Here is a 24,157-nt window from a genome sequence, read left to right on the forward strand (position 1 = left end):
CGAGGCGCCGTCATCGCCCGCGGCGCCTGCCATGTCGAGCACGGGCAAGGCCATGAGCGCGCGGCGCGGGTCGCTGGCGCTGTCGGCGACGATGTCGCCGTCGTGGATCTCGATCACGCGCTGCGCCTGCGCGGCGACCGTGCGGTCATGGGTGATCAGCACGATGGTGTGGCCGGCGTCGGCCAGCTCGTTGAGCAGGCGCATGACTTCGGCGCCGCTCTTGGAATCGAGCGCGCCCGTGGGCTCGTCGGCCAGGATGATGCGCCCGCCGTTCATCAGCGCGCGCGCGATCGACACGCGCTGCTGCTGGCCGCCCGACAGCTGGTTGGGCCGGTTGTGCAGCTTGTCGCCCATGCCCAGGCGTTCGAGCAGCGCCGCCGCGCGGCGCGCGCGCGCCTCGCCCGACATGCCGGCGTAGATCGCGGGCATCTCGACGTTCTCGCTCGCCGATTCGGTGGCGATCAGGTGATAGCCCTGGAACACGAAGCCGAAGGCCTCGCGCCGCAGCCAGGCCTTCTCGTCGGCATTGAGCGAAGCGACGTCGCGGCCGTTGAAAAGATAGGTGCCGCTGCTGGGCTGGTCCAGGCAGCCGAGCAGGTTCATCAGCGTCGACTTGCCCGAGCCCGACGCGCCGACGATGGCGACGAACTCGCCCGCGTGAATCGTCAGGTCGATGCCGTGCAGCACTTCGACTTCGGGCTGCTGGCCGTCGGCTTCATCCGCACCGCCGTAGCGTTTGCGGATTCCGCGCAGCTCGATCAGCGGCGTGAGGCTGCCTACCACTGGAATCTCCGCACGCCGGTATCGGGCGGGGCTTCGCCGGTGATCAGGCGTTCGCCCTCTTCGAGGCCGCCCGTGACTTCGGCCTGCAGCCGGTTGCGCGTGCCCAGTTGCACGCGGCGCACTTCGACCAGCTGATCGGGCGACTTCTCGGCCAGGATGCGCGCTTCATAGGTACCCGACTCGCCGTCGAGCGCGGTGAACGCCGCCAGCGGCGCCGTGAGCACGCCCTTGACGGCCGCGGACACGAACGTGACCTGGGCCGTCATCTGCGGCATCAGCGCGCCGTCGGGGTTGTCGACATCGAACAGCACCGTGTATTGCACGGCCTTGGTGCCCGCGGGCGGCATGCCGCCAGTAGCCGCTGCAGGCGCGCCCACGGCCGCCGACGGCGCGGGCAGCACCTGGCGCACCGTGCCGTTCCAGCGGCGGCGGTCGCTGCCCAGCGTGCTGAAGTACGCGGGCATGCCCGACTTCACCTGGCGGATGTCGGCCTCGGACACATCGGTCCAGACCGTCATGCGGCGCAGATCGGCGATGCGCAGCACCGTGGGCGTCTGGTAGGTCGCGTTGAGCGTCTGGCCTTCCTTCACATCGAGGCTGGTGACCGTGCCCGCAATGGGCGCGTAGATGCGCGTATAGCCCAGCCGCGCTTCATCGGCGCGCAGGCTGGCGGCCGTCTGCTTGATCTGCGCTTCGTACTGCGCGATGCGCGCCGCGGCCGACTTGAGCGTCGCCGCCGCAGTCTGCAGGTCTTCGAGCCGCGTGGCTTCGTCCTTGACCATCTGCTGCTGGCGCGCGAACTGCTGCTGCGCGAGTTCATGCTGGGCGCGCGCGTCGTCGGCCTGGGCGCGCAGGCTCGCAATCTGCGCCTGGCCGGCCTCGACCGTGGCGGCCAGCACGCTGGCGTCGATCTCGGCCAGCAGCTGGCCCTTCTCGACTGCGTCGCCGGCACGCACCAGCAGCCGCGTGATCTGGCCCGACACCTGGGCGCCGACATCGACCGAACGCAGCGGCTGCAGCGTGCCGATGGCGGCGACGCTGGCTTCGATGTCGCCCTTGGCGACGGTCACGGTCTGCCACGGCGACGCGGCGGCCGGACGCAGCCAGAACCACAGCCCGCCGAGCACGACCACGGCCGCCAGCGGTACCAGATAGCGCGCGGCGCGGGGGCGACGGCGCGGAGAACGCGAATCAGGCAGAGTCATTTCAGCGTGCCACCTCAAAGCTCAGCGTCGCGGTGTGGCGCACATCTGCGTACTTCTTGCCGTCTATGGTCACCGAGCCGTTGTCCACGCGCGCCGAGACTTCGAGCACATAGAGGCCGGGGAACGAAGGCACGAAACTCACCGTGCCGTCCTTGGCCGGCGTCAGCACGCGGCGCCAGCCTTCGGAGGTGTCGACATTGACCTGGCTGGCCGCAACCGGCCGGCCCTTGAACACCAGCTGGAAGGTATTGCCGCCGGCTTCGGTGGGCACCAGCTCGAGGTCGTTGACGGCCTTGGTCTCGGCACGGCCGAACTTCGCCTGGAAATAGGTCAGCACGCCATCGGCTTCGGTGCGCGTCGCGGTGAAGCGCGCATCGCCCTGCTCGGCCGGCGTGAACGCAAAGTGATTGGCCGCGGTCTCCAGGGCCAGCGGCTTGCCTTCGGGTGCGACAGGTTTGGCATCGCGCAATGCGGGCAGCTGCGCCAGCGGCTTGGGCAGCTCGCCGGCGAACACGCGCGCCTGGGCGCCATCGCGCTGCAGCCAGAGATAGTCGGCGCTGGCCGTCTGGGCCAGCGAGAGGGACAGCGCGAGCACGGCCAGGGCGGGCACGAAGCTGCGGGAGAGTCGGAATGCGGTCATGGGATGAACTGGAATGAGAAAGATCTGATCGGAGCAGCGCCGCTCAGCGCGGGCGCAGCGCCTCCACCAGGCGCGCGGCCAGGGTGTCGATATCGGCGACCGGCTGCTGGCCGTCGGTGGCAAGCACCACCACGGCGGCGCCCGCGCCCTTCACGGCCTGGGCCAGTTCGGGCGCCAGTTCTTCGTGGTGCAGCACCGCGGCCACGCCTTCGCTGCGAATCAGCGCGGCCAGCGCCTGCGCATCGGTGCTGCCCGGCATCAGCTCGAGATTGAAGGCCGAAGCCAGGTAATCGAGGCGCGGCGACAGCGACACCACGGTCAGGTTGGGCGCGGCCAGCAGCGCGGTCTCGGTCCTGCCCGACAGCGCGACGAGCTGCTGCTTGAGCGCCGCGAGATTGCGCGCCAGCACGGGCGCGGCCTGGGGCGAAAGACGCTCCAGATCGGCGGCGACGATATCGGCCATGCGGCCCAGATTCACCGGGTGCAGCCACGGGTAGCTGCCCAGGTCCGCGCCCGGCTGCAGCGCGATGCCCGGCAGCGCGCCATCGATGGGCCGCGCGGCGTCGATCTCGACGATGCGGATATTGGCACGGCGCGCGAGCGGGTACAACGGGTCTTGCGGCCACAGCGAACGCAGCGTGATCACCGCATCGGATTGGGCCGCGGCCTGGGCCAGCGCCTTCGCGCCGCGGCCTTCGAAATAGGCGAGCTGGCGTGCGGGCGGCAGGTTCGCGGGCGCGGCGCGCGCCAGCGTGATGCCGCTGCCTTCGGCCAGCTGCGCGGCCAGGCCATGCGCGACCGGGTGGCTCACAAGCACTTGAACGGCCTTGGCCGGCGGGGCCGCGGCAGGCGTCTGCGCCTGCGCCGTCACGGCCGTGAACAGGGTCGCCGCGCTGGCGAGAAGCAGAGTCAACAAAGGTTTCACGACGGCTGTCCTTTCAATCCCGGAACCAGGCCGCGCAGGATCGCGGCCAGCATGAATACCGCCCCCGCCACCAGAATGATGGCCGCGCCCGAAGGCAGGGGCAGTGCGAATTCGATGGGCAGCAAGATGCCCGCGAGCGTGCTGAACGTGGCGATCAGCACGCTGAGCCAGAAGAAGCCGCGCAGCGACTGGCTCAGCAGCCGTGCGGCCGCGGCCGGAATGACCAGCAGCGCACCGACCAGGATCGCGCCGATGACCTTCACCGACGCCACCGTGACCACGGTCACCAGCACCACGAACAGGTAGTCCATGGCCTTGACGGGAACGCCGCGCACCGCGGCGAGCTGCGGGTTGAAACTCGCGAGCATCAGCCGGTTGTAGTTGGGCAGGCTCAGCGCCACGGTGAGCGCCGAGACCACGGCCAGCACCGCCAGATCCTGGCTGTTGACGGTCAGCACCGAGCCGAACAGCACGTTTTCCAGGATGTGGATGTTGATGCGGCCCGACAGCAGCAGCAGCAGGCTTGCACCCAGCGCCAGCGACACCGACAGGAACACGCCGATCAGCGTGTCGGGCGTGAGCCCCGTGCGGTTGCGCAGGTAGTTGAGGCTGATGCCGAACAGCAGGCAGTAGCCGAACAGGCTGCCGTAGGGGCCGGTATAGGGCTCGCCCAGCAGAATGCCTATGGCCACACCGGTCAGCGCCGAGTGGCCCACGGCTTCGGAGAAGAACGCGAAGCGCTTGACCACGACCAGCGTGCCCAGGCCGCCGAGCACCGGGCCGATGATCAGGCCCGCTAGCACGGCGTTGACGACAAAGCCGTAGGTCAGCGCGCCCGGCAGCACGCCGGCTTCGGCCCAGCCTTGAATGGCCAGGCGCAAGGTATCGAAGAACGTCATGCTGCGGCCTCCACGGTCTTGGCGGCGCGCGGCCGCGTGGAGAACAGGTCGAGCAGCGTCTGCGGCGTCAGCACCTCGCGCGGCGGGCCGTCGAACAGCACGCCGCGGTTGAGGCCCGTCACATGGTCGGCGAGCCGGCCCACGGCTTCGAGGTCGTGCTCGACCCAGAACACCGTGACGCCCGATTTCTTCCAGTCGGCAAGCAGCTGCTCGAACACCTGGGCGCCGGCTTCGTCGAGCGCGGCCATGGGTTCATCGAGCACCAGCAGCGACGGCGCAGGCACCAGGCCCTGGGCCAGCAGCACGCGCTGGCGTTCTCCGCCCGACAGCGCGCCCATGCGACGATGGCGCTTGTCGGCCATGCCCACGCGTTCCAGCGCGGCGGTGATTTCGTCGACGCGCGCGCGCGCAAAGCCGAGGAACGCGGGCTTGCGCTGCGTCATCGCGGCCATGAAGTCATTGACGGTCATGGGCAGGCCGGCGTCGAACGCCAGCGCCTGCGGCACATAGCCCATCACGCCCGGCGCGCCCTGCCATTCCAGCGCCACGCGGCCCTGGTGCGGCGTCTGGCCCAGCAACGTTTTGATCAGCGAACTCTTGCCCGCGCCGTTGGGGCCGACCAGCGCATGCACGCTGCCCGGCACGACGCGCAGCGAGACATCGCGCAGCACCGTGGTCTGGCCCAGCCTGAGCCCGACCTTCTCGAACACCAGCGACGGTCCGTGCGACGGCGTCATTGGCCGGCCTCGCGGATGGCGCGCACCACGGTCGCGAGATTCTTCGCCGTGTCCTGCTCGAACTTCTGCTGGGTGTAGTCGCCGTACGAGATGTGCGTGAGCGCATAGAGGCGCACGCCGGTCTCGCGGCGGATGGTGTCGACATAGGCCGAAGGGAAGTCCATCTCCGAGAAGATCACCTTCACGTCGAGATTGCGCATCTGATCGATCGTCGCCTTGAGCTGGGCCGGGCTGGGCTCGATGCCATGCGCGGGCTCGACGACGGCCGTGACTTCGAGGCCGAACTCGCGCAGCAGATAGTCATAGGCGCCGTGGATGGTCGCCACGCGCAGGCTGCGGCCCGGGGCTTGGGCCAGGCCGGCGAGCGCATCGGCGCGCAGCTTGCGCAGCTTCTGGCCGTAGGCGCGCGCATTCGTGCGGTAGGCCTCGGCGTTGGCCGGGTCGAGCTTGCCGAGTTCGCGCGCAATGGTGTTGACCTGGGCGATGGACGCAGCCACCGACAGGAAAGTGTGCGGGTTCACGACCTGGCCCGAGTTGTCCTTGCCGCTGCGGCCCGCGTTCGCCGCGGCGCCCACGGCAGCCAGCAGCGGCACCTGGGCGTTGGCTTCGATCACCGGCAGCTTGGGCTTGCTGCTGGCGGCGATCATGCGTTCGGCGAAGTCGTCATGGCCTATGCCGTTGAGCACCACCACATCGAGTCCGCCGATGCGCTTGATGTCTTCGGCGCGCGGCTCGTAGGCATGCGGATTGAAGCCGGCGGGAATCAGCGGCACGACTTCGGCCAGGTCGCCGACGATGTTGGTGACATAGCTGTAGTACGGGTGCAGCGTGATGCCTATGCGCAGCCGGCGGGCCTGCGCGGCCAGGGGGAAAAGCGTCAGCGCGGTAGAGGCGGCCAGGCCGGTCTGCAACAAACGGCGGCGGCTGAAAATGGGGGACATGGGCGTACGACTCCAACGAAAAGGCACGCTGCGCGCAGGCAGCGAAAAAGCATCAGGGGAAAGGCGGCGGCGAAAAGGCGCTAGCGCTGCTGGCGGGTCACGCCCGCATCGAAGCGCGCGACGACCTGGCGCCAGCCGGCGCGCGTGAGCTGCGCGACATCGAGCGCGGCCGGCGCGGCCTGGGCGCTGCGGTGCATCCAGATGTCGGGCTCGCTGTCATGCGCGTGGGCCTCGGTGCCATGGTCATGGCCCTGCTCGGGCGCGGCCACACGCAGCAGCACCGATGCCGCGACGGCGTTGTCGCCGCTCAGGCCCAGATAGGCCTGGGCCGCGCCATCGGCGACCAGCGTCCAGACATGCGCGCCGCGCTGGGCACTGCTCGCGTCCTGGGCGAACGGCGGCAGGCCCATGTCGGCCAATGCCGCGACCGCGGGCAGACGGGCCTGGCCCGCGCGCTCGGCGTCGATCTCATCGAGCGCAATGCGCAGATCGGCGTAGACGCCCTGCTCGGCGGCGTTCAGGTCACGCCGCGCATCGAGCTGGTTGGCCGCGACGGCATGGCTTTGCTCGGGCGCGGCGCGCAGCGTCACCACGGTGCCGGCGATCGCCAGGATCAGCGCGCAGCCGGCCAGCACGGCCAGGGTTTCGTGCCCGGCACCGGCCGGGCGCACGATCTGCGTGGCGCTCATCGCGCCGCGCCTGCAACGATCTCGGCGTGATCGACTTCGACCACGTGACCCGGGCCGGCGTCGAACAGCACGAAGAAATCGCCCTTGGGTTTCTTGAAGCTCAGCATCGAGCTTTTGTCGAGCTTGCCCGACACCAGCACCTTGTCGTCATAGCTCATCACATCGAGACGCACGCCGGGCGCCAGAGAACCGTCGGAGAACGCGCCGCGGCATTGAACGGTGTCGGCCGAGATCTGGCGGCATTCGACCACGGGGTTGTGCGCGAAGGCCGAAGCCGACAGCAGCAGCGCGCCCGCAGCAAGGGTCTGGCGAGCGCGGCGAACAAAGTGTGGAGATGTCATTTCAATGGCCTTTCTATTGGGCTTGCTGCGGGGCTTCGCGCCCGGCTTGCGGCTTGTCTTCGCGTTGCTTGAACCACGCCACCGTTGCCGGCGACACATCGGCCAGGCGCACCTGGGCCTGGTGCATTTCGCCGTCCTTGCCGACCACGGTGAGCCACAGGATGCTGTCGGGCGTGGTGTTGGCCGGCAGCTGGATGTCGACACTGCGGTTCCAGCGCGCGCCATTGAGCACGATGCCCGCGGCGCGCAGCGAGCGCGGCTTGTTGACCTTGAGATAGGCCGCGCGGATCTGCGCGTCGCAGTCCTCGCAGAAACGCACCTGGTACGACTTCATGGGAATGTCCATCGCCACCAGATCGGGAACGTTGCGGTTGCTTTCGGCCAGGCGGAAGCTCCACGGCCCGACCTGGCCCGCGACTGCATCGGCGCGCAGCAGCGGCGCGATGGGCGTGGACTTCAGCGTCAGCAGAAAGACCACGGGCACCGCCACCAGCAGTGCAGCCGCGATCCAGCGGCGTGCGCGCGGCGGCGCGGGCGGCAGCGCGGGCGCGGCCGCGCCAGCCTTCGCGGGGCGCGCGGGCTTCACACGCTCCTTGGGCTGCCAGGGCCATTTGGGAAACGCGAACACCAGCGCCAGCGCGGCGATGCTGAGCCAGCCCAGCCACAGCGTGATGCCCAGGCCCGTGCCCATGTAGACGATGCCCAGCGCCAGCGCGATCGCCAGCAGTACCCAGCCGACGACGCGCGCCAGCAGGCGCCACTGCGGCGCGGGCACGCGGCGCAGCAGATGTTCGGCGTGGCGTTCGGTCGCCAGCGCCAGCGCGGCAAAGCCCGCGAGGCTCACCAGCAGAATGGCAATGTGTATCAGCGTCATGCCGCACCTCCAGACTTGAGCAGCCAGGCGAGCGCCGACACCCCGGCGGTGATCAGCACCAGGCCCACCCAGGCACGCGTTGCAGTGCGCGCCATGAACACCCAGATCACGGCCACGCTATAGATCGCGAAGCTCAGCATGGTGGCCCAGAGCAGCCCCTGGGTCTGCGAACCAGGCCAGACCAGTGCCAGCAGCACCGTCGCGGCCGAAGCCAGCGCATAGCCGCCGAAAGCCGCGGCGATCACGCGCGAGGCCACGGCCAGGCGGTAGGCGCGTGTCAATGGAACAGCGTTGCTCATGCGGCACTCCCTTCAGGCATCGAAGCAGCCACGACGGCAGCCTTCTTTGCTGCCGGGTCGAGCCGGCGCTTGACCTTCACGGCCATCAGCGCCAGCAACGCGGCCAGCCCCCACATCGTCAGGTCGAAGCCCGCGAACACCCAATCGCCCGCGCGCAGGCTGTTGAGCAGATGCCTGTCAGTGGTCAACGCATTGACCACGGGCACCAGCGCATAGGCCACGCAGCCCGCCCAGAACAGCTCGATCCAGGCGCGGTGCAGCGGCCGTGCGAGCGCGTAGAACAGCGTTCCCAGCCAGACCGCGAACATGCTGTGCACCTCCCACTCCGGACGGTCGGTGATGTCCAGCGGCAGCAGGCGATTGGCGAGGAAATACGCGGCCACGGCCAGCGGCAGGCCGGCGATGGTGGCGACATTGAGGTTCTCGACCAGACGCACGCCGAACTGCTCCGTGCCTTCGAAACCGCTGCCCAGATGGTGCTTGCGGCGCTTGACGGTCCACAGCACCATGCCCGTGCCTATCATCGCGCAGCCCAGCAGGCCCGCGAGGAAGTACACCCAGCGGCCCCAGGCGCCGACGAACAGGCCTTCATGCAGATTCAGCATCACGGTCTGCGTGGTACGTGCCGCGCCGCCCGCCAGGGGTTCGGGGTCCAGCGACTCGCCGGTGCGCGCGTCGAAGCGCAGCGTGTCGGAGCGGTGGATATCGAGCGAGCCTTCATTGACGCGGTTGAGCGTGAGCGCCAGCCGTTCGCCCTCGCCCTTGTTCTGCATCAAGGTGATGCTGCGCACCTTGCCGGGGCCCCACACGGCCTCGGCCTTTTCCACCAGCGGCGCCAGCGCGGTCTCGGGGCGCGTCACGGCCACGGTCTTGCGGTTGAACTCGGGAAAGATTTCCGAGAAATACGGCTTGCGGCTTTCCTGGTCGCTGCCGTAGAGCGTGTTGATGCCCGCGGGCATGTACGAGTACATGAAGAACACCAGGCCGCTGTAGGTGATCATCAGAAAGAACGGCAGCGCCATCACGCTCACCGCGTTATGCGCGTCCAGCCAGCTGCGCTGGCCCTTGCCGGGACGGAACGTGAAGAAGTCCTTGAAGATCTTCTTGTGCGTGATCACGCCCGTGACGATGGCCATCAGCATCAGCATGGTGCAGATGCCGACGATGCGAATGCCCAAGTCGAAATCCATGTAATGCAGCAGATAGTGCATGCGGTAGAGCGTGTTGCCGCCGGCCGTGGCGCGCGGCTCCACGCCCGAAGGCAGGACCGCGCCGGTGTTCACGTCGAGCCGCTCGCTGCCGCCGGGACCGAAGTCATGGCCCTCGGGCGGCATCTCCTGCCAGGCGATGCCGAACTCCTGCCAGTTGCGCGAAGGCACCGACTCGTGCGGCAGATTGATGCGCCAGTTGGCCGCGCCCGGAGCGATCTGCTGCAAGCGATCGATCGCGCGATCGAACGCGCCCGCGCGGTCGGTCAATGCAATTTCCTCGACCATGGGCCGCTCGGGTTGCATCCAGCGCGTGATTTCCGACTGGAAATAGCCGGGCGTGCCGGTGACGAAAACAAAGAACAGCACCCAGCCGACGACCAGGCCGGTCCAGGTGTGAAGCCAGGATGTGCACTGGCGAAGCGAAGTAAACATAGGGGGCTCCGGCTCAGGAAATGGCGATTGCCGGCATGCTCCAGCGCAGCATGCGGCTGGTCTGCGGAACGCTTTGCACGACCTTGAGCGTGAACGAGCGCGCGCGCACCGTGCCAATGGTCAGGCCGGTGCTGGCCAGCAGCAGTTCCAGCGCTTCCTGGGGCGTATAGGCGCCATAGACCGCGACCGCTTGGCGCCCGGACAGCAGGGCTTCATGGAACAACACCTGGGACTGGGTCTGCAGACCGAAGGCGCGCAGCGCGCTCAGCAGCGGCTGGGCAGGAATGTTGACGGTCACGCGCGGCTCCTGCGCATGTGCCGAACGCTGCTGCAGCGGCACGCTGTTGACGCCTTGCGCCGCGGCCGGCATGAGTACGCCGCAGGCCAGCCAGGCCATCACCGTGGATGCCGGAACTCCCCGCCCTGCCCGCCCCCTGCTGGGATGGGCCCTCTCGCTGCCTTGACCATGCCGCATTGCACTGCTTTCCGTCTTCTTACGGCACCTTGTCGAAGCGGCTCGGCAGGAAGTCGCTCCGTTTCCGGGAAGCATCAGCCCACTGCAAGCACCGCGCGCAAGGTGCGCTCTGTGTTCGTGGCTGTTGGCGGAAGAACGAAGGTCACCCTTCAGGTCCGTGGCTGGCAGCCGGAGCGCGGAAGAATTTCCGCGCCCTCAATAGGTAGAACGGAGATCGGCGCAAACATGGAACCTGCGGAATGCAAATAATTCAAATTATTTTTTACGGGGTGCGTTGAGGCTTCGCTTCGTAGGCTGAGCGCAGGCCGTTCATCCTTCGACGGGCTCTCAAGAAACAGCTTTTTTCGTCAAATAAATCAATGAATTAGAAGGTGGTCGATGTTGGCAAACGGCGGCAAAACAGTGACCCGTTCGTGGTGAGCCTGTCGAACCATGAACGCCCGGTCCTCATGACTTGAGCGCAGGCCGTTCATCCTTCGACAAGCTCAGGACGAACGGGGGTTGAGGCCCGCTGTTTCTTGACAACGCATGGCGAACAACACACCCGCCCAGCCAAACCTCGCCCCTCAGCGCTTGGAGATCAGCCAATTCCCCGCCGTATCGCGCTCGACGCGCACCGGCACCACATCGGGCAGGGCCTGGATGAAATCATCGGCCGAGTGGATCATCAGGAAGCCCGAGATGGTCATCGTCTTCAGCCCGTCGTCATCGACCGTGACCGACTTGCCCAGGTAGCGTCCCAGCTCCTGCGCGACTTCGCCCAGCGTCGTGCGGCTGAAATGGATCTGGCCCGTGCGCCAGCGGCCCACTTCGTCGGGCGCGGCGCGCAGGCTCTGGTGGTGGCCGGTGGCGGTGTCGACGGCAACGCCCACGCCCGGGCCCAGCAGCAGCGCGGGCTCGGCCGTCACGCTGCGCCGCGGCTGCACTTCGACCTTGCCTTCGAGCACCTTGACGGTCAGCTGCTGCGACGTGGCGCGCACGTTGAACGCCGTGCCGACCACGCGCACGCGGCTGTCGCCGCTGTCTATCGTGAACGGCTTGTTCGCATTGGCCGCGACGCGAAAGAACGCTTCGCCTTCGCTCATCAGTACTTCGCGCCGGCGCGGGTAGTAGCGCACCTGCACCGAGGTGCCCACGTTGAGCGCAATCTGCGAGCCATCGGGCAGATCGACCGCGCGCGTTTCGCCCGGGCCGGTGGCGACGTCGAGGCGGTAGCTGGGCGTGGCGTCCCAGCGCAAGCCGCCGGCAACGACCAGCGCCACGCAGGCCGCGGCCAGCACCGGCGCGAAGCTGCGCCGGCGCGCGGGCGTGAGCCAGGGCGCCCAGCGCAGACCGGCCGTGGCCGCGCCAGCGGCGGTCGGCGCGCGGCGCGGCGCCGGGGCCTGGGCGGGCGCGCCCGAAGTCTCGGCACGGAATTGTTTCAACTGGCCCGCGAGCTGCACGGTATGGCCCATCGCGTCCATGATTTCGCGCCGCGCCGGGTCCACGGCCAGCCAGGCCTGCAGCGCGCGCTCGTCGGCCGCCGTCCAGCCCGGCTGCGCGCGGCGCACGCACCAGTCGGCCACGGCGCGGTGCAGCTGCAGCAGCGCGCTGTGGGTCATGCCTTCAGGCAAAGGCCGGTTCATGCCGCGCCCTCGCTGGCGGCGTCGGCCGATTCTTCCGCGCCGCTGAGCACGACATGCATCTGCCGCATCTGCGCGCTGCTGGCATAGCTCACGCGCACCTGGCAATACGCCAGGCCGCGGCTCAGATGCTTGACCACCATGCGCGTGGAAATGCCCATGCGCAGCGCGGTTTCCTCCACCGTATAGCCTTCGATGCGGTGCAGCGTGAACGCTTCGCGCTGGCGCGCGGGCAGCTCCTGAATGGCCTGATCGAGCCGGCCCAGCAACTGGTGGTGGCCGGCATGGGCATCGGTGTGGCACGCATCGGTGTGCAGGTCGGGCTCGTCGGATTCGTCTTCGAGCGCGACGCGCTGCAGGCCCTCGCGCTGCGCGCTCTTGCGCCAGCCGTCGATGGCGACATTGCGCGCGGCGCGGCGCAGATAAGGCTGCTCGTCAGCGGGCGCAATCGCCTTGCCGGTGGCGGCCAGGCGCGCGAACACTTCCTGCGTCGCGTCCTCGACTTCGGCGGCCGAGCCGAAATAGCGGCGCATCATGCGCGCCAGCGGCGCGCGCCAGCGCGCATAGAGATGACCGAGCTGATCGCCAGCGCCCTGCGGCTGCAGCGGCCCGCCTTCGCCCGGCATGAAGTCGCGCTTCATGCGCGGCCTCCGCGCGTGCGCGGCCATGCCGCGGCGGGCCTTGAACCCGTCATGGCATGCAGTCGCGCGGCAGAAGAAGTCGTTGAAGCGGGCAAGAAAATCCGACACAGGTAAAACGCCGGGTCCGGCAAAGCTGGCGACATTCTACTGAGAACCGTTCGCAAGTGGCGCGCGCATCGCCCTGATCGTCTGTCGCCCTGCCGGCGTCAGCGCAGCTTGCGCACTTCGGCGTCCGCGGGGCGCAGCACGCGCCCGTCGCGGGCCTGCGGCGCCATGCGCGCCAGCGGCCGGCCCGAGCGCTTGTCGACCAGTTGCGAATGCGCTTCGCCCTTGGCGAACAGATGCTGCTCGCCCCATTGCCGCAGGGCGACGACCACGGGGAACAGGCTTTCGCCCTTGGCCGTCAGCACGTATTCCTGGTAGGCGCTGCCATCGGATGCGGCCCGATTTTCGAGAATGCCCGCGTCCACGAGCTTGCGCAGCCGGTCCGAAAGAATGTTGCGCGCCACGCCCAGGCTGCGCTGGAACTCGCTGAACCGGCCTATGCCATCGAACGCGTCGCGCACGATCAGCAGGGACCAGCGGTCGCCGACGAGATCGACGCAGCGCGCGACGGGACAGGGTTCTTCTTCGGCAATTCTTTCGCTCGGCATGCGGCATTCCATCAAATGATTCGGTTGCATTTTAAAACTGGCCTCCCTAGAATTCAACTGGTTTTGTTTTGAAACCAGATTGAAAAAGCCGCTCGTGATGAAAACACCTCTGTCTCTTCCCCCTGAGCCCCCCTCCATGCCGCGCTGGCTGGTGCTGCTGTTCGCCGCCGCCAGCGGCCTGAGCGTGGCCAACGTCTACTACGCGCAGCCGCTGCTCGATGCGCTGGCCGCCGATTTCGGCATCAGCCATGCGGCCGTCGGCGGCGTGGTGACCGCGACCCAGGTCGGCTCGGCGCTGGCCCTGCTGCTGCTGGTGCCACTGGGCGATCGCCTGGACCGGCGCCGGCTGATGGGCGCGCAACTGCTGGCCCTGGTCGCGGCGCTGCTGCTGGTCGCGAACGCGCAGTCGGCGCGCATGCTGCTGCTGGGCATGCTCGCCGTGGGCCTGCTGGGAACGGCCATGACGCAGGGCCTGATCGCCTACGCCGCGAGCGCCGCCGCGCCGCATGAACAGGGCCGGGTCGTGGGCGGCGCGCAAGGCGGGGTGTTCATAGGCCTGCTCATGGCGCGCGTGTTCGCGGGCGGCGTGAGCGACCTGGCCGGCTGGCGCGGCGTGTATGTCGGCGCCGCGGCGCTGATGCTCGCGGTCGCGCTGCCGCTGTGGTGGCGCCTGCCCGCATTGCCGGTCAACGTGCTGCGCGGCAGCTATGCGCGCCTGATCGCCTCGATGCTCACGCTGCTGCGCGAAGAGCGTGTGCTGCAGGTTCGCGGCATGCTGGCCCTGCTGATGTTCGCGGCGTTCAACATTTTCTGGAGCGCGCTGGTGCTGCCATTGAGCGCGCCGCCGTTCGCGTTCTCGCACACGACGATAGGCGCGTTCGGGCTGGTGGGCGTGGTCGGCGCGCTCGCGGCGGCGCGCGCCGGGCAATGGGCCGACCGCGGCCTGGGCCAGCGCACCAGCGCCGCGGCCTTGCTGGCGCTGCTGCTTGCCTGGTGGCCGCTGTCGTTGATGGGCTGGTCGCTGTGGGCGCTGGTGATAGGCATCGTGCTGCTCGACCTGGGCGGCCAGGCCCTGCATGTGACCAACCAGAGCCTGATCTTTCGCACCCGGCCCGACGCGCATGGCCGACTGGTCGGGCTCTACATGCTGTTCTACGCGGTCGGCAGCGGCCTGGGCGCGATCGCCACCACCGTCACCTATGCGCACGCGGGCTGGCAAGGCGTGTGCGCGCTGGGCGCGGGCGTGAGCCTGCTGGCACTGATCTTCTGGTGGGCCACGCTGCCCGCACGCTCTCCCATCGCGGCCGTGAAGTGATGCCGTCGAACAAGGCGCTGTAGGCGATATTCGCCAAAATAAATAGGAAGGGATTTCCATTATGGAAATGTTTTCCGGTTTTATTACATTTTGTGCATGCTGCAAACAAGGCAGCAATGCGCGCCTGAGTCTTTCCAAAAGCACCTGTTCGACATAACTTCAACGGAGACAGCGAATGAGAACTTTCCAGCAGAAATTTGCCTACACCGCCATGGCGGCGGCCTTGATTGCAGGCCTGAGCGCCTGCGGCGGCGATGACAACAACGAGCCGCCCAAGGAGGAAGAAGTCGCGGTCGACACCAGCTTCGACCCCTACTACAACGTCTGCCGCGGTACCGACTCCAAGTGCTACAACAACTGGGGCGCATTCGCCTCCACGCCCAATCGCGTGCTGATCTATTCGCGCACCGCGGGCCCGCGCCACGCCAACCTTGGCACGCCCATGGCAGCGGGTCTGAACCCCGAGATGAACGCCGACAACGTGATGCAGGCCGGCCTCAAGCGCATGATGGAAGAAGCCGGCATCCAGGCCGACTGGACCGAAGACGTGACCGTGCTCGGCGGCCGCATCAACAACTACAAGACCGTCATCTTCGCCAGCTCCAACCGCGACACGCTCTGGAACGAAGCCGTGGCCACGGGCAATGATGCGGCGCGCACCGCGCTGCGCAACTACATGCGCCGCGGCGGCGGCTTCGTCGGCCTGCACAACGCGTTCGGCGCCGAGTACAACTGGCCTTACTACGAAGGCCTGCTGGGCAATGCCAACTTCTACAACCACGGCCCGAACCGCGACGGCACGGTGAAGATCATGGCCGACGACCCGTCGACGCAAGGCGTGGCGCTGAGCTTCCCGTTCAAGGACGAGTGGTACAACCTCGCGCCGTTCCCGACCAATGTGAAGTTCCTGGCCCAGGTCGACACGTCGACGCTCAACCCGCTCACGGCCGCGCCGCATCCGGGACACAAGGACTTCCACCCCGTCGCCTGGTGCCAGTACTACGACGGCGGCCGCGCCTGGCTCAGCACGCTGGGCCATTCCACCGACCATTTCACCGCGAACTCCGTGGCGCCGGGCGCGCTGGACTTCCAGAAGATGGTGGTGCAAGCCGTCAAGTCCACCATGGGCCTGACCGATTTCTGCACCAGCACGCCCGCCACGCCGGCCGCCCCGGCCAAGTAAGTTCCGCGCCCACTTTGGAGGAAACCCGTGAAATCTCGCTCTTACACGCTTTCTGCGATTGCAGCGGCCGTCATCTGCCTGCCCGTGGTGCTCATAGGCTGCGGCGGCAATGGGGATGACAAACCGGCCGTCACGCCACCACCGGCTGCCGACCTCACCGACTGCTGCACACCGGGCGGCAAGGATTTCGCCAAAGTGGGTGGAAACCTCGGCAATCAGAACTACAGCGGCCTGGCCGCGCTGGAAAAGAATAACGTCGCCCAGCTCGGCGGCGCCTGGGTCAACCGCGTCGAAGGCGGCCTGACCACGGGCACCAACCAGAGCACCACGGTGGTGGTCGACGGCGTGGTCTATCTCGAGACCGCGCTGGGCAATGTGATCGCGGTCGACGGCAAGACCGGCGTGACCAAGTGGAAATGGGAAACGCCGCATGGCACGATCACCCGCCGCGGCGTGGCCGTGGCCAAGGACCTGGGCCTGGTCTACACCGTCGCCAGGGGCAACCGGCTGGTGGCGCTGAAGATCGCCACCGGCGAAGTCGCCTGGACCAAGGAATATCCGAACGACACCGCCGACGCCAACTACCTGGGCTCGGTGCAGAAAGTGGCGCTGGTCTACCACGACAAGCGGCTGTACATAGGCACCAACGACGGCAACCGCGGCGCGGCGTTCACCGCCGACGCCACCAACGGCAATGTGCTCAACGTGTTCTGGGGCGTGCCCAAGCCCGGCACCAAGGGCCACGACACCTGGGGCGGCGCGGCCGAGGCCGACCGCACGGGCGCGACGCCCTGGATACACCCGGCCGTCGATCCCGAACTCAAGCTGGTCTACTGGACTTTCGGCAACGTGCGCGGCGGCTCGTCGCAGGACGGCTCCAAGCGCCCGGGCCTGAACCTGTTCGCCAACTCCATCGTCGCGCTCGATACGACCACGGGCGAGTACAAGTGGCACTTCCAGTCGGTACACCACGACATCTGGGACATGGACAACGTCATGTCGCCCGTGCTCGCCGACGTGAAGATCGACGGCGTGCTGCGCAAGATCGTGATCTACGGCAGCAAGACCGGCATGTACTACATCCTCGACCGCAAGGACGGCTCGGCGCCGCTGGGCATCGATGAAGTGCCGGTCAAGCAGGACGCACGCCAGGCCACCTGGCCCACGCAGCCGATTCCGCGCCAGGGCGCATGGACCGAAACCTGCGTGGTCGACCAGCAGCTCGGCACAGCCGTTCCCGGCGACCCGAACCGCGCGATTCCCAACTACCAGAAAGGCTGCCTGTTCGACCCGCACTGGGACATCCCGATTCTGTCGGTGCCCGGCCACGGCGGCGGCGCCAACTGGAACCATCAATCGTTCAGCCCCAAGACCGGACTGGTCTACACCGGCTTCGGCTATGTGGGCGCGGCGCACTCGCTTACCGAGGCCAGCAACGGCCTGCGCCCGCCGGGCACCTACCAGACCGGCGGCGTGGTCGCGGTCGACCCGAGCACCAACCGCGTGCGCTGGAAGAAAGCCATGCCCTACTCGCTGGCCCATGGCAACGGCATCCTGTCGACCGCGGGCAACCTGCTGTTCATCGGTCAGCCCGACGGCAATCTGATCGCCATGGACGGCGACAACGGCAACGAAGTCTGGCGCTTCCAGACCGGCGCGTCGATCAATGCGAGCCCGGTCAGCTACGAGATCGACGGCGAGCAATACATCGCGGTCTTCGCGGGCGGCTCGTCCATCCCGTACAGCGATGCGCCGCGCGGCGACTTCCTGTGGGCGTTCAAGGTCGGCGGCAAGGTCGCGCCCGCCGCCACGCCCATTCCGCCGCTGGTGCGCCGCCCGGTGTCCGGCACGGCCGTCAGCGGTGCGAGCCTGCCCACGCCCAACACCGTCTATCTGGGCCGCGTGCAGACCGCGACCAATGCGCCCGGGGCGCAGGAATCGACGGCCGTCAACGCCATGACACCGACCTTCATGACGGTTCCGCTGAACACCACCGTGACGTTCAAGAACCCCGAAGGCAACGTCAACGAGCACTGCGCCACGCAGTTCTTCGAAGGCGTGTTCAACTTCCGCCTGGCACCGGGACAGTCGGCCAACTACAAGTTCACGCAGCCCGGCGAGTACTTCTACAACGACTGCCACAGCCCAAGGCCCACGGGCAAGATCGTCGTCGCCGACAAGTGAGCCCTCGGGGCGCGAGCGCCCCGGCAATCAAAAAGCCTGCGAGGCATGCCGTCGCAGGCTTTTTCCATTGGCGCAGCGCGCCGGGCGCGGCCCGGCTTATGACGTCATTGCCGGCAGGCGGTGGATGGTCGCTTTGAGCGCCGCGAAGCACTCGGCGTCTATCGCCGTGCCCACCGACTCGCTCATGATTTCCAGCGTCTTGTCGATGGGAATGGCGCCGCGATAGGGTCGCGCCGCGGTGATCGCGTCGAAGATGTCGGCGCAGGTGATGATGCGCGTTTCGAGATCGATATCCTGCGCCGCCAGCCCCCGGGGATAGCCCGTGCCGTCGAGGCGTTCATGGTGGGCGCCCGCAATGCGCGCCAGCTCGCCGAACGCATCGATGCGCGACAGGATGGCTTCGGTGTACACCGCGTGCGTGCGCACCACTTCCCATTCCTCGCCATCGAGCTTGCCCGGCTTGTCGAGAATGCTGTTGCTCACGCCCAGCTTGCCGATGTCGTGCAGCAAGGCCGCGCGCTTGAGCCAGCGGCGCCGGTCGGCATCAAAACCCATGGTTTCGGCCATCAGATCGACATACAGCGCGACACGCGCGCTGTGGCCGCTGGTGTAGGGGCTCTTGGAATCGACCACCTGGCCGAACGCCGTGGCGATGTCGTCGAGGTAATCTTCGTCGAGCGGCACCAGATGGGAGCCGGGCTCCAGCGCCAGCACCGCGGCGTCGATATCCGTGCCGGCCAGTTGCGCCCAGAACGCGTCGTCGGCGACCGCGGTGAAGGCATCGATCAACTCCGGGTCCAGCCATTGGCCGCGCCGGCGCTGCAACTCTGACAACACCGCCTGCGGCCCGCCGCCGGTATGGAACACATCGGCCACCTGCGACAGCAGCGCGATGCGCGAGTACAGCGGAATGGACTGGCCGGCCAGTCCATCGGGCCGGCCCTTGCCGTTGAAATGTTCGTCGAGGTGGTAAATGCCCTGGGCCACCGTTTCGGGAAAGCGCAGCAGGCGCGCGATCTCGGCGCCGCGCTGGCAGCGCGTCTGTATCAGCTCGTCGGCCAGCTCCTTGCCGTTGCGCAGAATGTTCATCACCGCGCGAAAGCGTTCGGCCAGCGGCGCGCGCAGGCCGGTGTGCGACAGCACGAAATTGAGCACCTGGGGCAGGCTGTCGCCCACGGTCTTGAAGTCGTGCTTGAACGCCAGATCGTTGGTCAGGTAGAGCTCGCAGATGCGCGCGGCATTGCTGCTGCAGCCCAGATCCTTGAGCAGCAGCGTGTAGTACAGGCCCCAGAGTTCATCATCCGACAAGCCCAGTCGCCGCCCCACGTGCATGCCTATCCAGCAGCAGCGGGTGCAGTGTCCCTCGGGTTGTCCTTCGGTAATATCAAGAGCATGGCTCAAGGCGGAAATCAGCTCTGACAGGCGCAATCCGGGCATGGGGGTCAACGTAATAAAGACTTTTCGACCCCGATGTACGGTTTACATCGTGTCACATCGAAGTGTGCTTCATTACGAAAGACCGTACCCGAAGCCGGCCCTCACTTCTTCACGTTGCGCTGCAATTGCTGCACGGCCGCCTTGGTCTGTTCCACATGCTCGGTCGGGTCCGAGCCCACATGCGCGAACTTGATCTTGCTGTCCTGGCCTATCACATACGAGATGCGGTCGGCGCGCTGGGGATTGGCGGCGGCCGATGCGTCGTAGGCGCGAATGGTCTGGGCCTTGGGATCGGACGCCACGGCGAACTGATCGCGGCAGGCTTCGGTGGAAAAGCGCTGCAAGGTGGCGATGTCGTCATGCGACATGCCCACGACCTGCGCGCCCATGGCGTTGAACTGCGGCGAGGCTTCGGCGAACGCATGGGCCTCCATGGTGCAGCCCTGGGTGAAGGCCTTGGGGAAGAAATACAACACCACCGGCCCCTTGGCGAGCGCCGCTTTCATGTCGAACGTGAACGGCTTGCCCGCGACGGCCGCCTGGGTCGTGAACGCGGGCGCGGCATCGCCGACCTTGAGCACCGCATGCGCGGCCGGGGAAAACAGGGCCGCGAGCACGGCGGCTGCGGAAAGTGCGGTGGAAATGCCAAAGCCGGTATTGCGCATGGGAGCTTTCTTCCAATAGTGGATGCGACCATTGTCCAGGCTTTTGCTTTGACGACGACATAGCCCCTGCCAGGTCACAATGAACTCACAATGGGGCTCGACATCACGCAGGAGATTGAGGAAATGACAGACAAGAAAGTAGCGGTCATCACGGGTGCAGGATCGGGAGTAGGCAAGGCCGTGGCCCAGGCCTTGCTGGAGGCCGGCTTCCATGTGGTGCTGGCCGGACGGCGCGCCGAGCTGCTAGAGCAGGTCAAGACAGAAGCGCAGACACTGCACGGCAAGGGCGATCGCGTGCATTGCGTGCCCACCGATGTGAGCGACCCCGAAGCCGTCGCCGCGCTGTTCGCCAGCGCCGTCGCCACGTTCGGCCGCGTCGATCTGCTGTTCAACAACGCGGGCCGCGGCAACCCGCCGGGTTCGTTCATCGACTGGACGCCGCAGCAGTGGCGCGAGGTCGTCGACGTGAACCTCAACGGCATGTTCTATTGCCTGCAGCAGGCGTTCAAGGTGATGCGCGATCAAAGCCCGCAAGGCGGCCGCATCATCAACAACGGCTCGATCTCGGCGCATGCGCCGCGCCCCAACTCGATCGCCTACACCGCGACCAAGCACGCGGTGATGGGCCTGACCAAGACCGCGGCGCTCGACGGCCGCCAATACAACATCGCCGTGGGCCAGATCGACATCGGCAATGCGATGACCGACCTGGCCTCGCGCATGTCCAAGGGCGTGCCCCAGGCCAACGGCGAAATAGCGGTCGAGCCCATGATCGATGCGGCCGTGGTCGGCCAGTCGGTGCTCTACATGGCCAGCCTGCCGCTCGAAGCCAACGTGCTGTTCCACACCGTCATGGCGACCAAGATGCCGTTCGTCGGCCGGGGCTGAAGCGCGACGCTTACGCCACGCGCAACGCCAGGCTCAGCTGATCCGCGACTTCCGACCACTCGGCGTCGGCGCCCAGGCTTTCGCACAGAAAGCCGGCTTGCGCCGGCGTCCAGAACGGCGCCTGCGACAGGTCTACGCCCGCGGGCAGCGGGCGGTGCTTCTCGATGAAGCCGCAGATCGACTGCGCGTCGGCTGGCAGACCCAGCTGCAGAAACAATTGCGAAAACGGGTGGGAAGTCTGTTCCATGGTGTGGCGGTGAAAAATGGGGGGCGCGCAGGCAGCGCTGCGCGGGATTGTCAGCGCGCGGGCAACGCGCCTGAGGGCGCTTGCTGGGCGCGCTCTTCTTCCTTCATTTCCTGGTGCAGGAAATAGTTCAAGGCGGTGCGTATCACGGCGATCGCCGCGAGCTTGCCGATCTGGTCCCAGCTCGGCGAGACCGAAGTCGACAGCACGTCGGCCGCGAGCTGCAGCTCCAGCGCAAACGTCAGATAGCGCGCGAAAGTCACGCGCGCCTGGCTGTAGCGCTTGTCGCGCCACAGCACGCGCAGCGTCGCCAGCAGCCCGACAAAGATGGTGATCGCGCCCAGGGCCTCGACGAACAGCCGCAGCCATTCGACGCCCAGCCGCAGCAGGTCTTCGGAATGTTCAAACATGGAGTGTCAGCTGGCGACCGGGCCCCGCCGGCATGCGTCGGCGAGGCCCGAAAGGCCGGGTGATCAGCGCTCGATCACGGGCGCGTGCACGGGTTCCAGCACTTCGTGCGTCGACGACGTGCGCTGGGCGACCTTGTGCACCATGGTGTAGGCATAGTCCACGCCCATGCCGTAGGCACCCGAGTGCTCCTTGGCGATGGCCATCACCGCGTCATAGGTCTCGCGGTTCTTCCAGTCGCGCTGCCATTCCAGCAGCACCTGCTGCCAGGTCACGGGCACCACGCCGGCCTGGACCATGCGCTGCATCGCGTAGTCATGGGCTTCCTTGGTCGTGCCGCCAGAAGCATCGGCCACCATGTAGATCTCGTAGTCGCCTTCGAGCATGGCACACAGCGCGAACGTGGTGTTGCACACTTCGGTCCACAGGCCGGCGACGATCACCTTCTTGCGCTGGTTGGCGGCGAGGCTGTCGCGCACCTTCTGGTCGTCCCAGGAGTTCATCGACGAGCGTTCGAGAATCTTGTGCTCGGGGAACACATCGAGCAGCTCGGGGTAGGTATAGCCCGAGAACGCCGTGCTTTCCACGGTGGTGATGGTGGTCGGCACATTGAACACCTTGGCAGCCTTGGCCAGGCCGACCACGTTGTTCTTCAGCGCCTGGCGGTCCATCGACTGCACGCCGAACGCCATTTGCGGCTGGTGGTCGATGATGATCAGCTGGCTGTTGTGCGGGGTCAGCACTTCGAGTTTGGATTGAGCGGACATAGGATTTTGAAAAATGGTTTTGAGGAATGGAGGGCAAGCCCTCCGACATGCCATGCGTCCCGAACGCAGCGATTCGGGACAATGGATTTCTGTTCAGGCCTGGCCCGCATTCCCCCGGCTCAGCGCCAGGAAGTGATGGACTTGCGGGCGTTCGGGCCCCTGGTGAAAGCGCAAGGCCTCGGCCTGCATGTCGGCATCGGCCTTGGAGACGCGCTGGTGCTGGCGCAGGTGCTCGGCCCATGATTCGACGAGGAACCACTCGATGACGCGCTCGGCCTGGCCCGTGTGTTCGGCCACGCCCCAGGCATAGGCGCCGTCGCGCCGGCGTTCGCGCTCGACATGCTGCATCGCGTCGAGGAACGCGGGGATGTCCTGGCGCAGCACGCGGTACTCGATCTGTATCAGCACCGGGCCGCGGTCATGCGCGACCGGCGCGGTCAGCAGCGGCTCGGGCCAATGGTTGGAAGACTGCAGATCGGCTTCGCCCGTGGGCAGCTTGACGCGGTGCAGCAGCAGCGACGCCACAACCAGGCCCACGCCGCCGACCAGCAGCGCCAGCGGAATGCCCACTTGCTGGGCAAACAGGCCCCAGCCCAGGCTGCCTGCGGCCATCGCGCCGTTGAACACCATCAGATAGATGGCCAGACCGCGACCGCGCACCCAGTTCGGCAGCACGGCCTGGGCCACGCCGTTGAAGGTGGTCAGGGCGATGATCCAGCCGCAGCCCAGGATCAGCATCAGCAGCACGGCCATCCATTGCGCGGGCGCCGTGGACAGCGCCGCCATCACGCCCGCGCTGAGCACCGACGACAGCAGCACCAGGCCGTCGGCGCTGAGCCGCTGGCGCAGCTTGGGCAGCAGCAGCGCGCCCAGGATGGCGCCCGCGCCGACCGCGCCCAGCATCACGCCGTAGAAGCCCGCCGTGCCGCCCAGCATGCCGCGCGTGAGCAGCGGCAGCAGCGCCCAGACCGAACTCGCGAACACAAAGAACACCGCCGCGCGCAGCAGCACCACATGCAGCTCGGAACTCGAGCGCGCGTAGCGCAGGCCCGCGCGGAACGCGCCGAAGAAATGCTCGTTGAGCCCGGTGTTGGTGGCCGGCGGTCGCTTCCACAGCAGCAGCGCGACGATGACCACGAAATAGCTGGTCACATCGGCGCCATAAGCCATCGATGCGCCGAAGCTGGCCACGAGCAGACCGCCCAGCGCCGGACCGATGGCGCGCGAGATGTTGATGCCCAGCGAGTTCAGCGCCACGGCGTTCTTCAGGTCTTCGCGCGGCACGAGTTCGGGCACGATGGCCTGCCAGGTCGGGCCCATCAGCGCCGCGCCTATGCCGCCGACAAAGGTCAGCGCCACCAGATATTCGACGGTCAGCGCATTGGTTTTGGCCAGCACCAGCAGCGTGCCGCTCACGGCGGCCAGCAGCACCTGCACGGCGATCAGAAAGCGCCGCCGGTCGAGGATGTCGGAAAGCACGCCGGCCGGAATGGCCAGCAGAAAGACCGGCAGCGCGGCCGCGGTCTGTATCAGCGCCACGGCCGTGGGGCTGGCCGACAGTTCGGTGACCATCCAGGAACTCGCGACGTCGCGCATGAAGCTGCCGACGTTGCCGAGAATCGCCGCGACCCACAGCAGCGCGAACATGGAATGCCGCAAGGGCGCGAAGCTGCCCGAGGCGGAGTGTTGCGTCGCCATG

26 protein-coding genes are annotated in these 24,157 nt (G+C 67.3%); 4 read left to right on the forward strand and 22 right to left on the reverse strand.

Annotated features, from left to right (window positions below):
- The 16 genes from KHY18_RS21055 to KHY18_RS21130 all read right to left on the reverse strand — a co-directional run.
- Nucleotides 1–783: ABC transporter ATP-binding protein (locus tag KHY18_RS21055; RefSeq protein ID WP_213304453.1), on the reverse strand; the 783-nt coding region annotated here is incomplete at its 3' end.
- Entirely contained in the window at nucleotides 777–1,988 is a 1,212-nt protein-coding gene (locus KHY18_RS21060) for an efflux RND transporter periplasmic adaptor subunit (protein ID WP_213304456.1), read from the reverse strand. The genes KHY18_RS21060 and KHY18_RS21055, both read right to left, overlap by 7 nt.
- A 1-nt stretch (nucleotide 1,989) precedes the next feature.
- Nucleotides 1,990–2,628: a hypothetical protein gene (locus KHY18_RS21065; RefSeq protein ID WP_213304459.1), complete on the reverse strand. Its 639-nt coding sequence runs from the start codon at nucleotides 2,626–2,628 to the stop codon at nucleotides 1,990–1,992.
- 43 nt (nucleotides 2,629–2,671) lie between these two features.
- Nucleotides 2,672–3,541: a metal ABC transporter solute-binding protein, Zn/Mn family gene (locus tag KHY18_RS21070; RefSeq protein ID WP_249729274.1), complete on the reverse strand. Its 870-nt coding sequence runs from the start codon at nucleotides 3,539–3,541 to the stop codon at nucleotides 2,672–2,674.
- 8 nt (nucleotides 3,542–3,549) lie between these two features.
- Complete coding sequence (locus tag KHY18_RS21075; protein ID WP_213304463.1) at nucleotides 3,550–4,452, reverse strand: metal ABC transporter permease; 903 nt, start codon at nucleotides 4,450–4,452, stop codon at nucleotides 3,550–3,552.
- Complete coding sequence (locus KHY18_RS21080; RefSeq protein WP_213304466.1) at nucleotides 4,449–5,189, reverse strand: metal ABC transporter ATP-binding protein; 741 nt, start codon at nucleotides 5,187–5,189, stop codon at nucleotides 4,449–4,451. The genes KHY18_RS21075 and KHY18_RS21080 overlap by 4 nt, the downstream gene beginning before the upstream one ends.
- Nucleotides 5,186–6,130 (reverse strand): metal ABC transporter solute-binding protein, Zn/Mn family, encoded by a 945-nt coding sequence (locus KHY18_RS21085; protein ID WP_213304469.1) that lies wholly within the window; start codon nucleotides 6,128–6,130, stop codon nucleotides 5,186–5,188. Before KHY18_RS21085 ends, KHY18_RS21080 begins: the two co-directional genes overlap by 4 nt.
- Before the next feature lie 80 nt (nucleotides 6,131–6,210).
- Complete coding sequence (locus tag KHY18_RS21090; RefSeq protein ID WP_213304472.1) at nucleotides 6,211–6,819, reverse strand: DUF6162 family protein; 609 nt, start codon at nucleotides 6,817–6,819, stop codon at nucleotides 6,211–6,213.
- Nucleotides 6,816–7,160 (reverse strand): hypothetical protein, encoded by a 345-nt coding sequence (locus tag KHY18_RS21095; RefSeq protein WP_249729275.1) that lies wholly within the window; start codon nucleotides 7,158–7,160, stop codon nucleotides 6,816–6,818. Before KHY18_RS21095 ends, KHY18_RS21090 begins: the two co-directional genes overlap by 4 nt.
- A 13-nt stretch (nucleotides 7,161–7,173) precedes the next feature.
- Nucleotides 7,174–8,034 carry a DUF3325 domain-containing protein gene (locus KHY18_RS21100; RefSeq protein WP_213304475.1) on the reverse strand — a complete coding sequence of 287 codons (861 nt, stop codon included), beginning with the start codon at nucleotides 8,032–8,034 and terminating at the stop codon, nucleotides 7,174–7,176.
- Entirely contained in the window at nucleotides 8,031–8,333 is a 303-nt protein-coding gene (locus KHY18_RS21105; RefSeq protein ID WP_213304478.1) for an iron transporter, read from the reverse strand. Before KHY18_RS21105 ends, KHY18_RS21100 begins: the two co-directional genes overlap by 4 nt.
- Nucleotides 8,330–9,976: a PepSY-associated TM helix domain-containing protein gene (locus KHY18_RS21110; RefSeq protein WP_213304481.1), complete on the reverse strand. Its 1,647-nt coding sequence runs from the start codon at nucleotides 9,974–9,976 to the stop codon at nucleotides 8,330–8,332. Before KHY18_RS21110 ends, KHY18_RS21105 begins: the two co-directional genes overlap by 4 nt.
- A gap of 13 nt (nucleotides 9,977–9,989) precedes the next feature.
- Nucleotides 9,990–10,373 carry an STN domain-containing protein gene (locus KHY18_RS21115; RefSeq protein WP_213304484.1) on the reverse strand — a complete coding sequence of 128 codons (384 nt, stop codon included), beginning with the start codon at nucleotides 10,371–10,373 and terminating at the stop codon, nucleotides 9,990–9,992.
- A 644-nt stretch (nucleotides 10,374–11,017) separates the two neighbouring features.
- Nucleotides 11,018–12,076, reverse strand: coding sequence for a FecR family protein (locus KHY18_RS21120; RefSeq protein WP_213304487.1), 1,059 nt, complete (start codon nucleotides 12,074–12,076; stop codon nucleotides 11,018–11,020).
- Nucleotides 12,073–12,714 (reverse strand): RNA polymerase sigma factor, encoded by a 642-nt coding sequence (locus KHY18_RS21125; protein ID WP_213304490.1) that lies wholly within the window; start codon nucleotides 12,712–12,714, stop codon nucleotides 12,073–12,075. The genes KHY18_RS21120 and KHY18_RS21125 overlap by 4 nt, the downstream gene beginning before the upstream one ends.
- Nucleotides 12,715–12,920: 206 nt before the next feature.
- Nucleotides 12,921–13,367, reverse strand: coding sequence for a winged helix-turn-helix transcriptional regulator (locus KHY18_RS21130; RefSeq protein ID WP_213304493.1), 447 nt, complete (start codon nucleotides 13,365–13,367; stop codon nucleotides 12,921–12,923).
- A 136-nt stretch (nucleotides 13,368–13,503) separates the two neighbouring features.
- Here KHY18_RS21130 and KHY18_RS21135 point away from each other — a divergent pair, with 136 nt between their 5' ends.
- The 3 genes from KHY18_RS21135 (at nucleotide 13,504) to KHY18_RS21145 (ending at nucleotide 18,049) form a co-directional block, all read left to right on the forward strand.
- Nucleotides 13,504–14,682 (forward strand): MFS transporter, encoded by a 1,179-nt coding sequence (locus tag KHY18_RS21135; protein ID WP_502769375.1) that lies wholly within the window; start codon nucleotides 13,504–13,506, stop codon nucleotides 14,680–14,682.
- 175 nt (nucleotides 14,683–14,857) lie between these two features.
- Nucleotides 14,858–15,865, forward strand: a complete 1,008-nt coding sequence (locus KHY18_RS21140) for a ThuA domain-containing protein (protein ID WP_213304499.1) — start codon at nucleotides 14,858–14,860, stop codon at nucleotides 15,863–15,865.
- A gap of 27 nt (nucleotides 15,866–15,892) precedes the next feature.
- Nucleotides 15,893–18,049, forward strand: a complete 2,157-nt coding sequence (locus KHY18_RS21145) for an outer membrane protein assembly factor BamB family protein (protein WP_213304503.1) — start codon at nucleotides 15,893–15,895, stop codon at nucleotides 18,047–18,049.
- Between the two features lie 96 nt (nucleotides 18,050–18,145).
- On the opposite strand, the gene KHY18_RS21150 is transcribed toward KHY18_RS21145, so the two are convergent.
- Nucleotides 18,146–19,357 (reverse strand): HD-GYP domain-containing protein, encoded by a 1,212-nt coding sequence (locus KHY18_RS21150; protein ID WP_349630324.1) that lies wholly within the window; start codon nucleotides 19,355–19,357, stop codon nucleotides 18,146–18,148.
- Nucleotides 19,358–19,587: 230 nt separating this feature from the next.
- Entirely contained in the window at nucleotides 19,588–20,151 is a 564-nt protein-coding gene (locus KHY18_RS21155; protein WP_213304507.1) for a peroxiredoxin, read from the reverse strand.
- A 123-nt stretch (nucleotides 20,152–20,274) separates the two neighbouring features.
- On the opposite strand from KHY18_RS21155, the gene KHY18_RS21160 reads away from it, so the two are divergent.
- Nucleotides 20,275–21,039 carry an SDR family oxidoreductase gene (locus KHY18_RS21160; RefSeq protein ID WP_213304509.1) on the forward strand — a complete coding sequence of 255 codons (765 nt, stop codon included), beginning with the start codon at nucleotides 20,275–20,277 and terminating at the stop codon, nucleotides 21,037–21,039.
- A 10-nt stretch (nucleotides 21,040–21,049) separates the two neighbouring features.
- Here KHY18_RS21160 and KHY18_RS21165 read toward each other — a convergent pair whose 3' ends face one another.
- From KHY18_RS21165 to KHY18_RS21180, 4 genes are all read right to left on the reverse strand, one after another.
- A complete protein-coding gene (locus KHY18_RS21165) occupies nucleotides 21,050–21,286 on the reverse strand; it encodes a DUF2789 domain-containing protein (protein ID WP_213304512.1) in 237 nt (78 codons plus the stop codon).
- Between the two features lie 50 nt (nucleotides 21,287–21,336).
- Nucleotides 21,337–21,693: a DUF1622 domain-containing protein gene (locus KHY18_RS21170; RefSeq protein WP_213304514.1), complete on the reverse strand. Its 357-nt coding sequence runs from the start codon at nucleotides 21,691–21,693 to the stop codon at nucleotides 21,337–21,339.
- 63 nt (nucleotides 21,694–21,756) lie between these two features.
- On the reverse strand, nucleotides 21,757–22,458 hold the full coding sequence (locus KHY18_RS21175) for a hydrolase (protein WP_213304517.1): 702 nt from the start codon (nucleotides 22,456–22,458) through the stop codon (nucleotides 21,757–21,759).
- Nucleotides 22,459–22,551: 93 nt separating this feature from the next.
- Nucleotides 22,552–24,156, reverse strand: coding sequence for an MFS transporter (locus tag KHY18_RS21180; RefSeq protein WP_213304520.1), 1,605 nt, complete (start codon nucleotides 24,154–24,156; stop codon nucleotides 22,552–22,554).
- Between the last annotated feature and the right edge of the window lies 1 nt (nucleotide 24,157).

The organism is Acidovorax sp. CCYZU-2555, from assembly GCF_018413525.1.
Taxonomy (GTDB): Bacteria; Pseudomonadota; Gammaproteobacteria; order Burkholderiales; family Burkholderiaceae_C; genus Comamonas.

Bases quoted from the DNA above. Each gene is read 5' to 3' on its own strand.
- KHY18_RS21060 (WP_213304456.1), bottom strand. From the start codon at position 1,988: ATGACTCTGCCTGATTCGCGTTCTCCGCGCCGTCGCCCCCGCGCCGCG.
- KHY18_RS21065 (WP_213304459.1), bottom strand. From the start codon at position 2,628: ATGACCGCATTCCGACTCTCCCGCAGCTTCGTGCCCGCCCTGGCCGTG.
- KHY18_RS21075 (WP_213304463.1), bottom strand. From the start codon at position 4,452: ATGACGTTCTTCGATACCTTGCGCCTGGCCATTCAAGGCTGGGCCGAA.
- KHY18_RS21080 (WP_213304466.1), bottom strand. From the start codon at position 5,189: ATGACGCCGTCGCACGGACCGTCGCTGGTGTTCGAGAAGGTCGGGCTC.
- KHY18_RS21085 (WP_213304469.1), bottom strand. From the start codon at position 6,130: ATGTCCCCCATTTTCAGCCGCCGCCGTTTGTTGCAGACCGGCCTGGCC.
- KHY18_RS21090 (WP_213304472.1), bottom strand. From the start codon at position 6,819: ATGAGCGCCACGCAGATCGTGCGCCCGGCCGGTGCCGGGCACGAAACC.
- KHY18_RS21095 (WP_249729275.1), bottom strand. From the start codon at position 7,160: ATGACATCTCCACACTTTGTTCGCCGCGCTCGCCAGACCCTTGCTGCG.
- KHY18_RS21100 (WP_213304475.1), bottom strand. From the start codon at position 8,034: ATGACGCTGATACACATTGCCATTCTGCTGGTGAGCCTCGCGGGCTTT.
- KHY18_RS21105 (WP_213304478.1), bottom strand. From the start codon at position 8,333: ATGAGCAACGCTGTTCCATTGACACGCGCCTACCGCCTGGCCGTGGCC.
- KHY18_RS21110 (WP_213304481.1), bottom strand. From the start codon at position 9,976: ATGTTTACTTCGCTTCGCCAGTGCACATCCTGGCTTCACACCTGGACC.
- KHY18_RS21115 (WP_213304484.1), bottom strand. From the start codon at position 10,373: ATGGCCTGGCTGGCCTGCGGCGTACTCATGCCGGCCGCGGCGCAAGGC.
- KHY18_RS21120 (WP_213304487.1), bottom strand. From the start codon at position 12,076: ATGAACCGGCCTTTGCCTGAAGGCATGACCCACAGCGCGCTGCTGCAG.
- KHY18_RS21125 (WP_213304490.1), bottom strand. From the start codon at position 12,714: ATGAAGCGCGACTTCATGCCGGGCGAAGGCGGGCCGCTGCAGCCGCAG.
- KHY18_RS21130 (WP_213304493.1), bottom strand. From the start codon at position 13,367: ATGCCGAGCGAAAGAATTGCCGAAGAAGAACCCTGTCCCGTCGCGCGC.
- KHY18_RS21135 (WP_502769375.1), top strand. From the start codon at position 13,504: ATGCCGCGCTGGCTGGTGCTGCTGTTCGCCGCCGCCAGCGGCCTGAGC.
- KHY18_RS21140 (WP_213304499.1), top strand. From the start codon at position 14,858: ATGAGAACTTTCCAGCAGAAATTTGCCTACACCGCCATGGCGGCGGCC.
- KHY18_RS21155 (WP_213304507.1), bottom strand. From the start codon at position 20,151: ATGCGCAATACCGGCTTTGGCATTTCCACCGCACTTTCCGCAGCCGCC.
- KHY18_RS21160 (WP_213304509.1), top strand. From the start codon at position 20,275: ATGACAGACAAGAAAGTAGCGGTCATCACGGGTGCAGGATCGGGAGTA.
- KHY18_RS21165 (WP_213304512.1), bottom strand. From the start codon at position 21,286: ATGGAACAGACTTCCCACCCGTTTTCGCAATTGTTTCTGCAGCTGGGT.
- KHY18_RS21170 (WP_213304514.1), bottom strand. From the start codon at position 21,693: ATGTTTGAACATTCCGAAGACCTGCTGCGGCTGGGCGTCGAATGGCTG.
- KHY18_RS21175 (WP_213304517.1), bottom strand. From the start codon at position 22,458: ATGTCCGCTCAATCCAAACTCGAAGTGCTGACCCCGCACAACAGCCAG.
- KHY18_RS21180 (WP_213304520.1), bottom strand. From the start codon at position 24,156: ATGGCGACGCAACACTCCGCCTCGGGCAGCTTCGCGCCCTTGCGGCAT.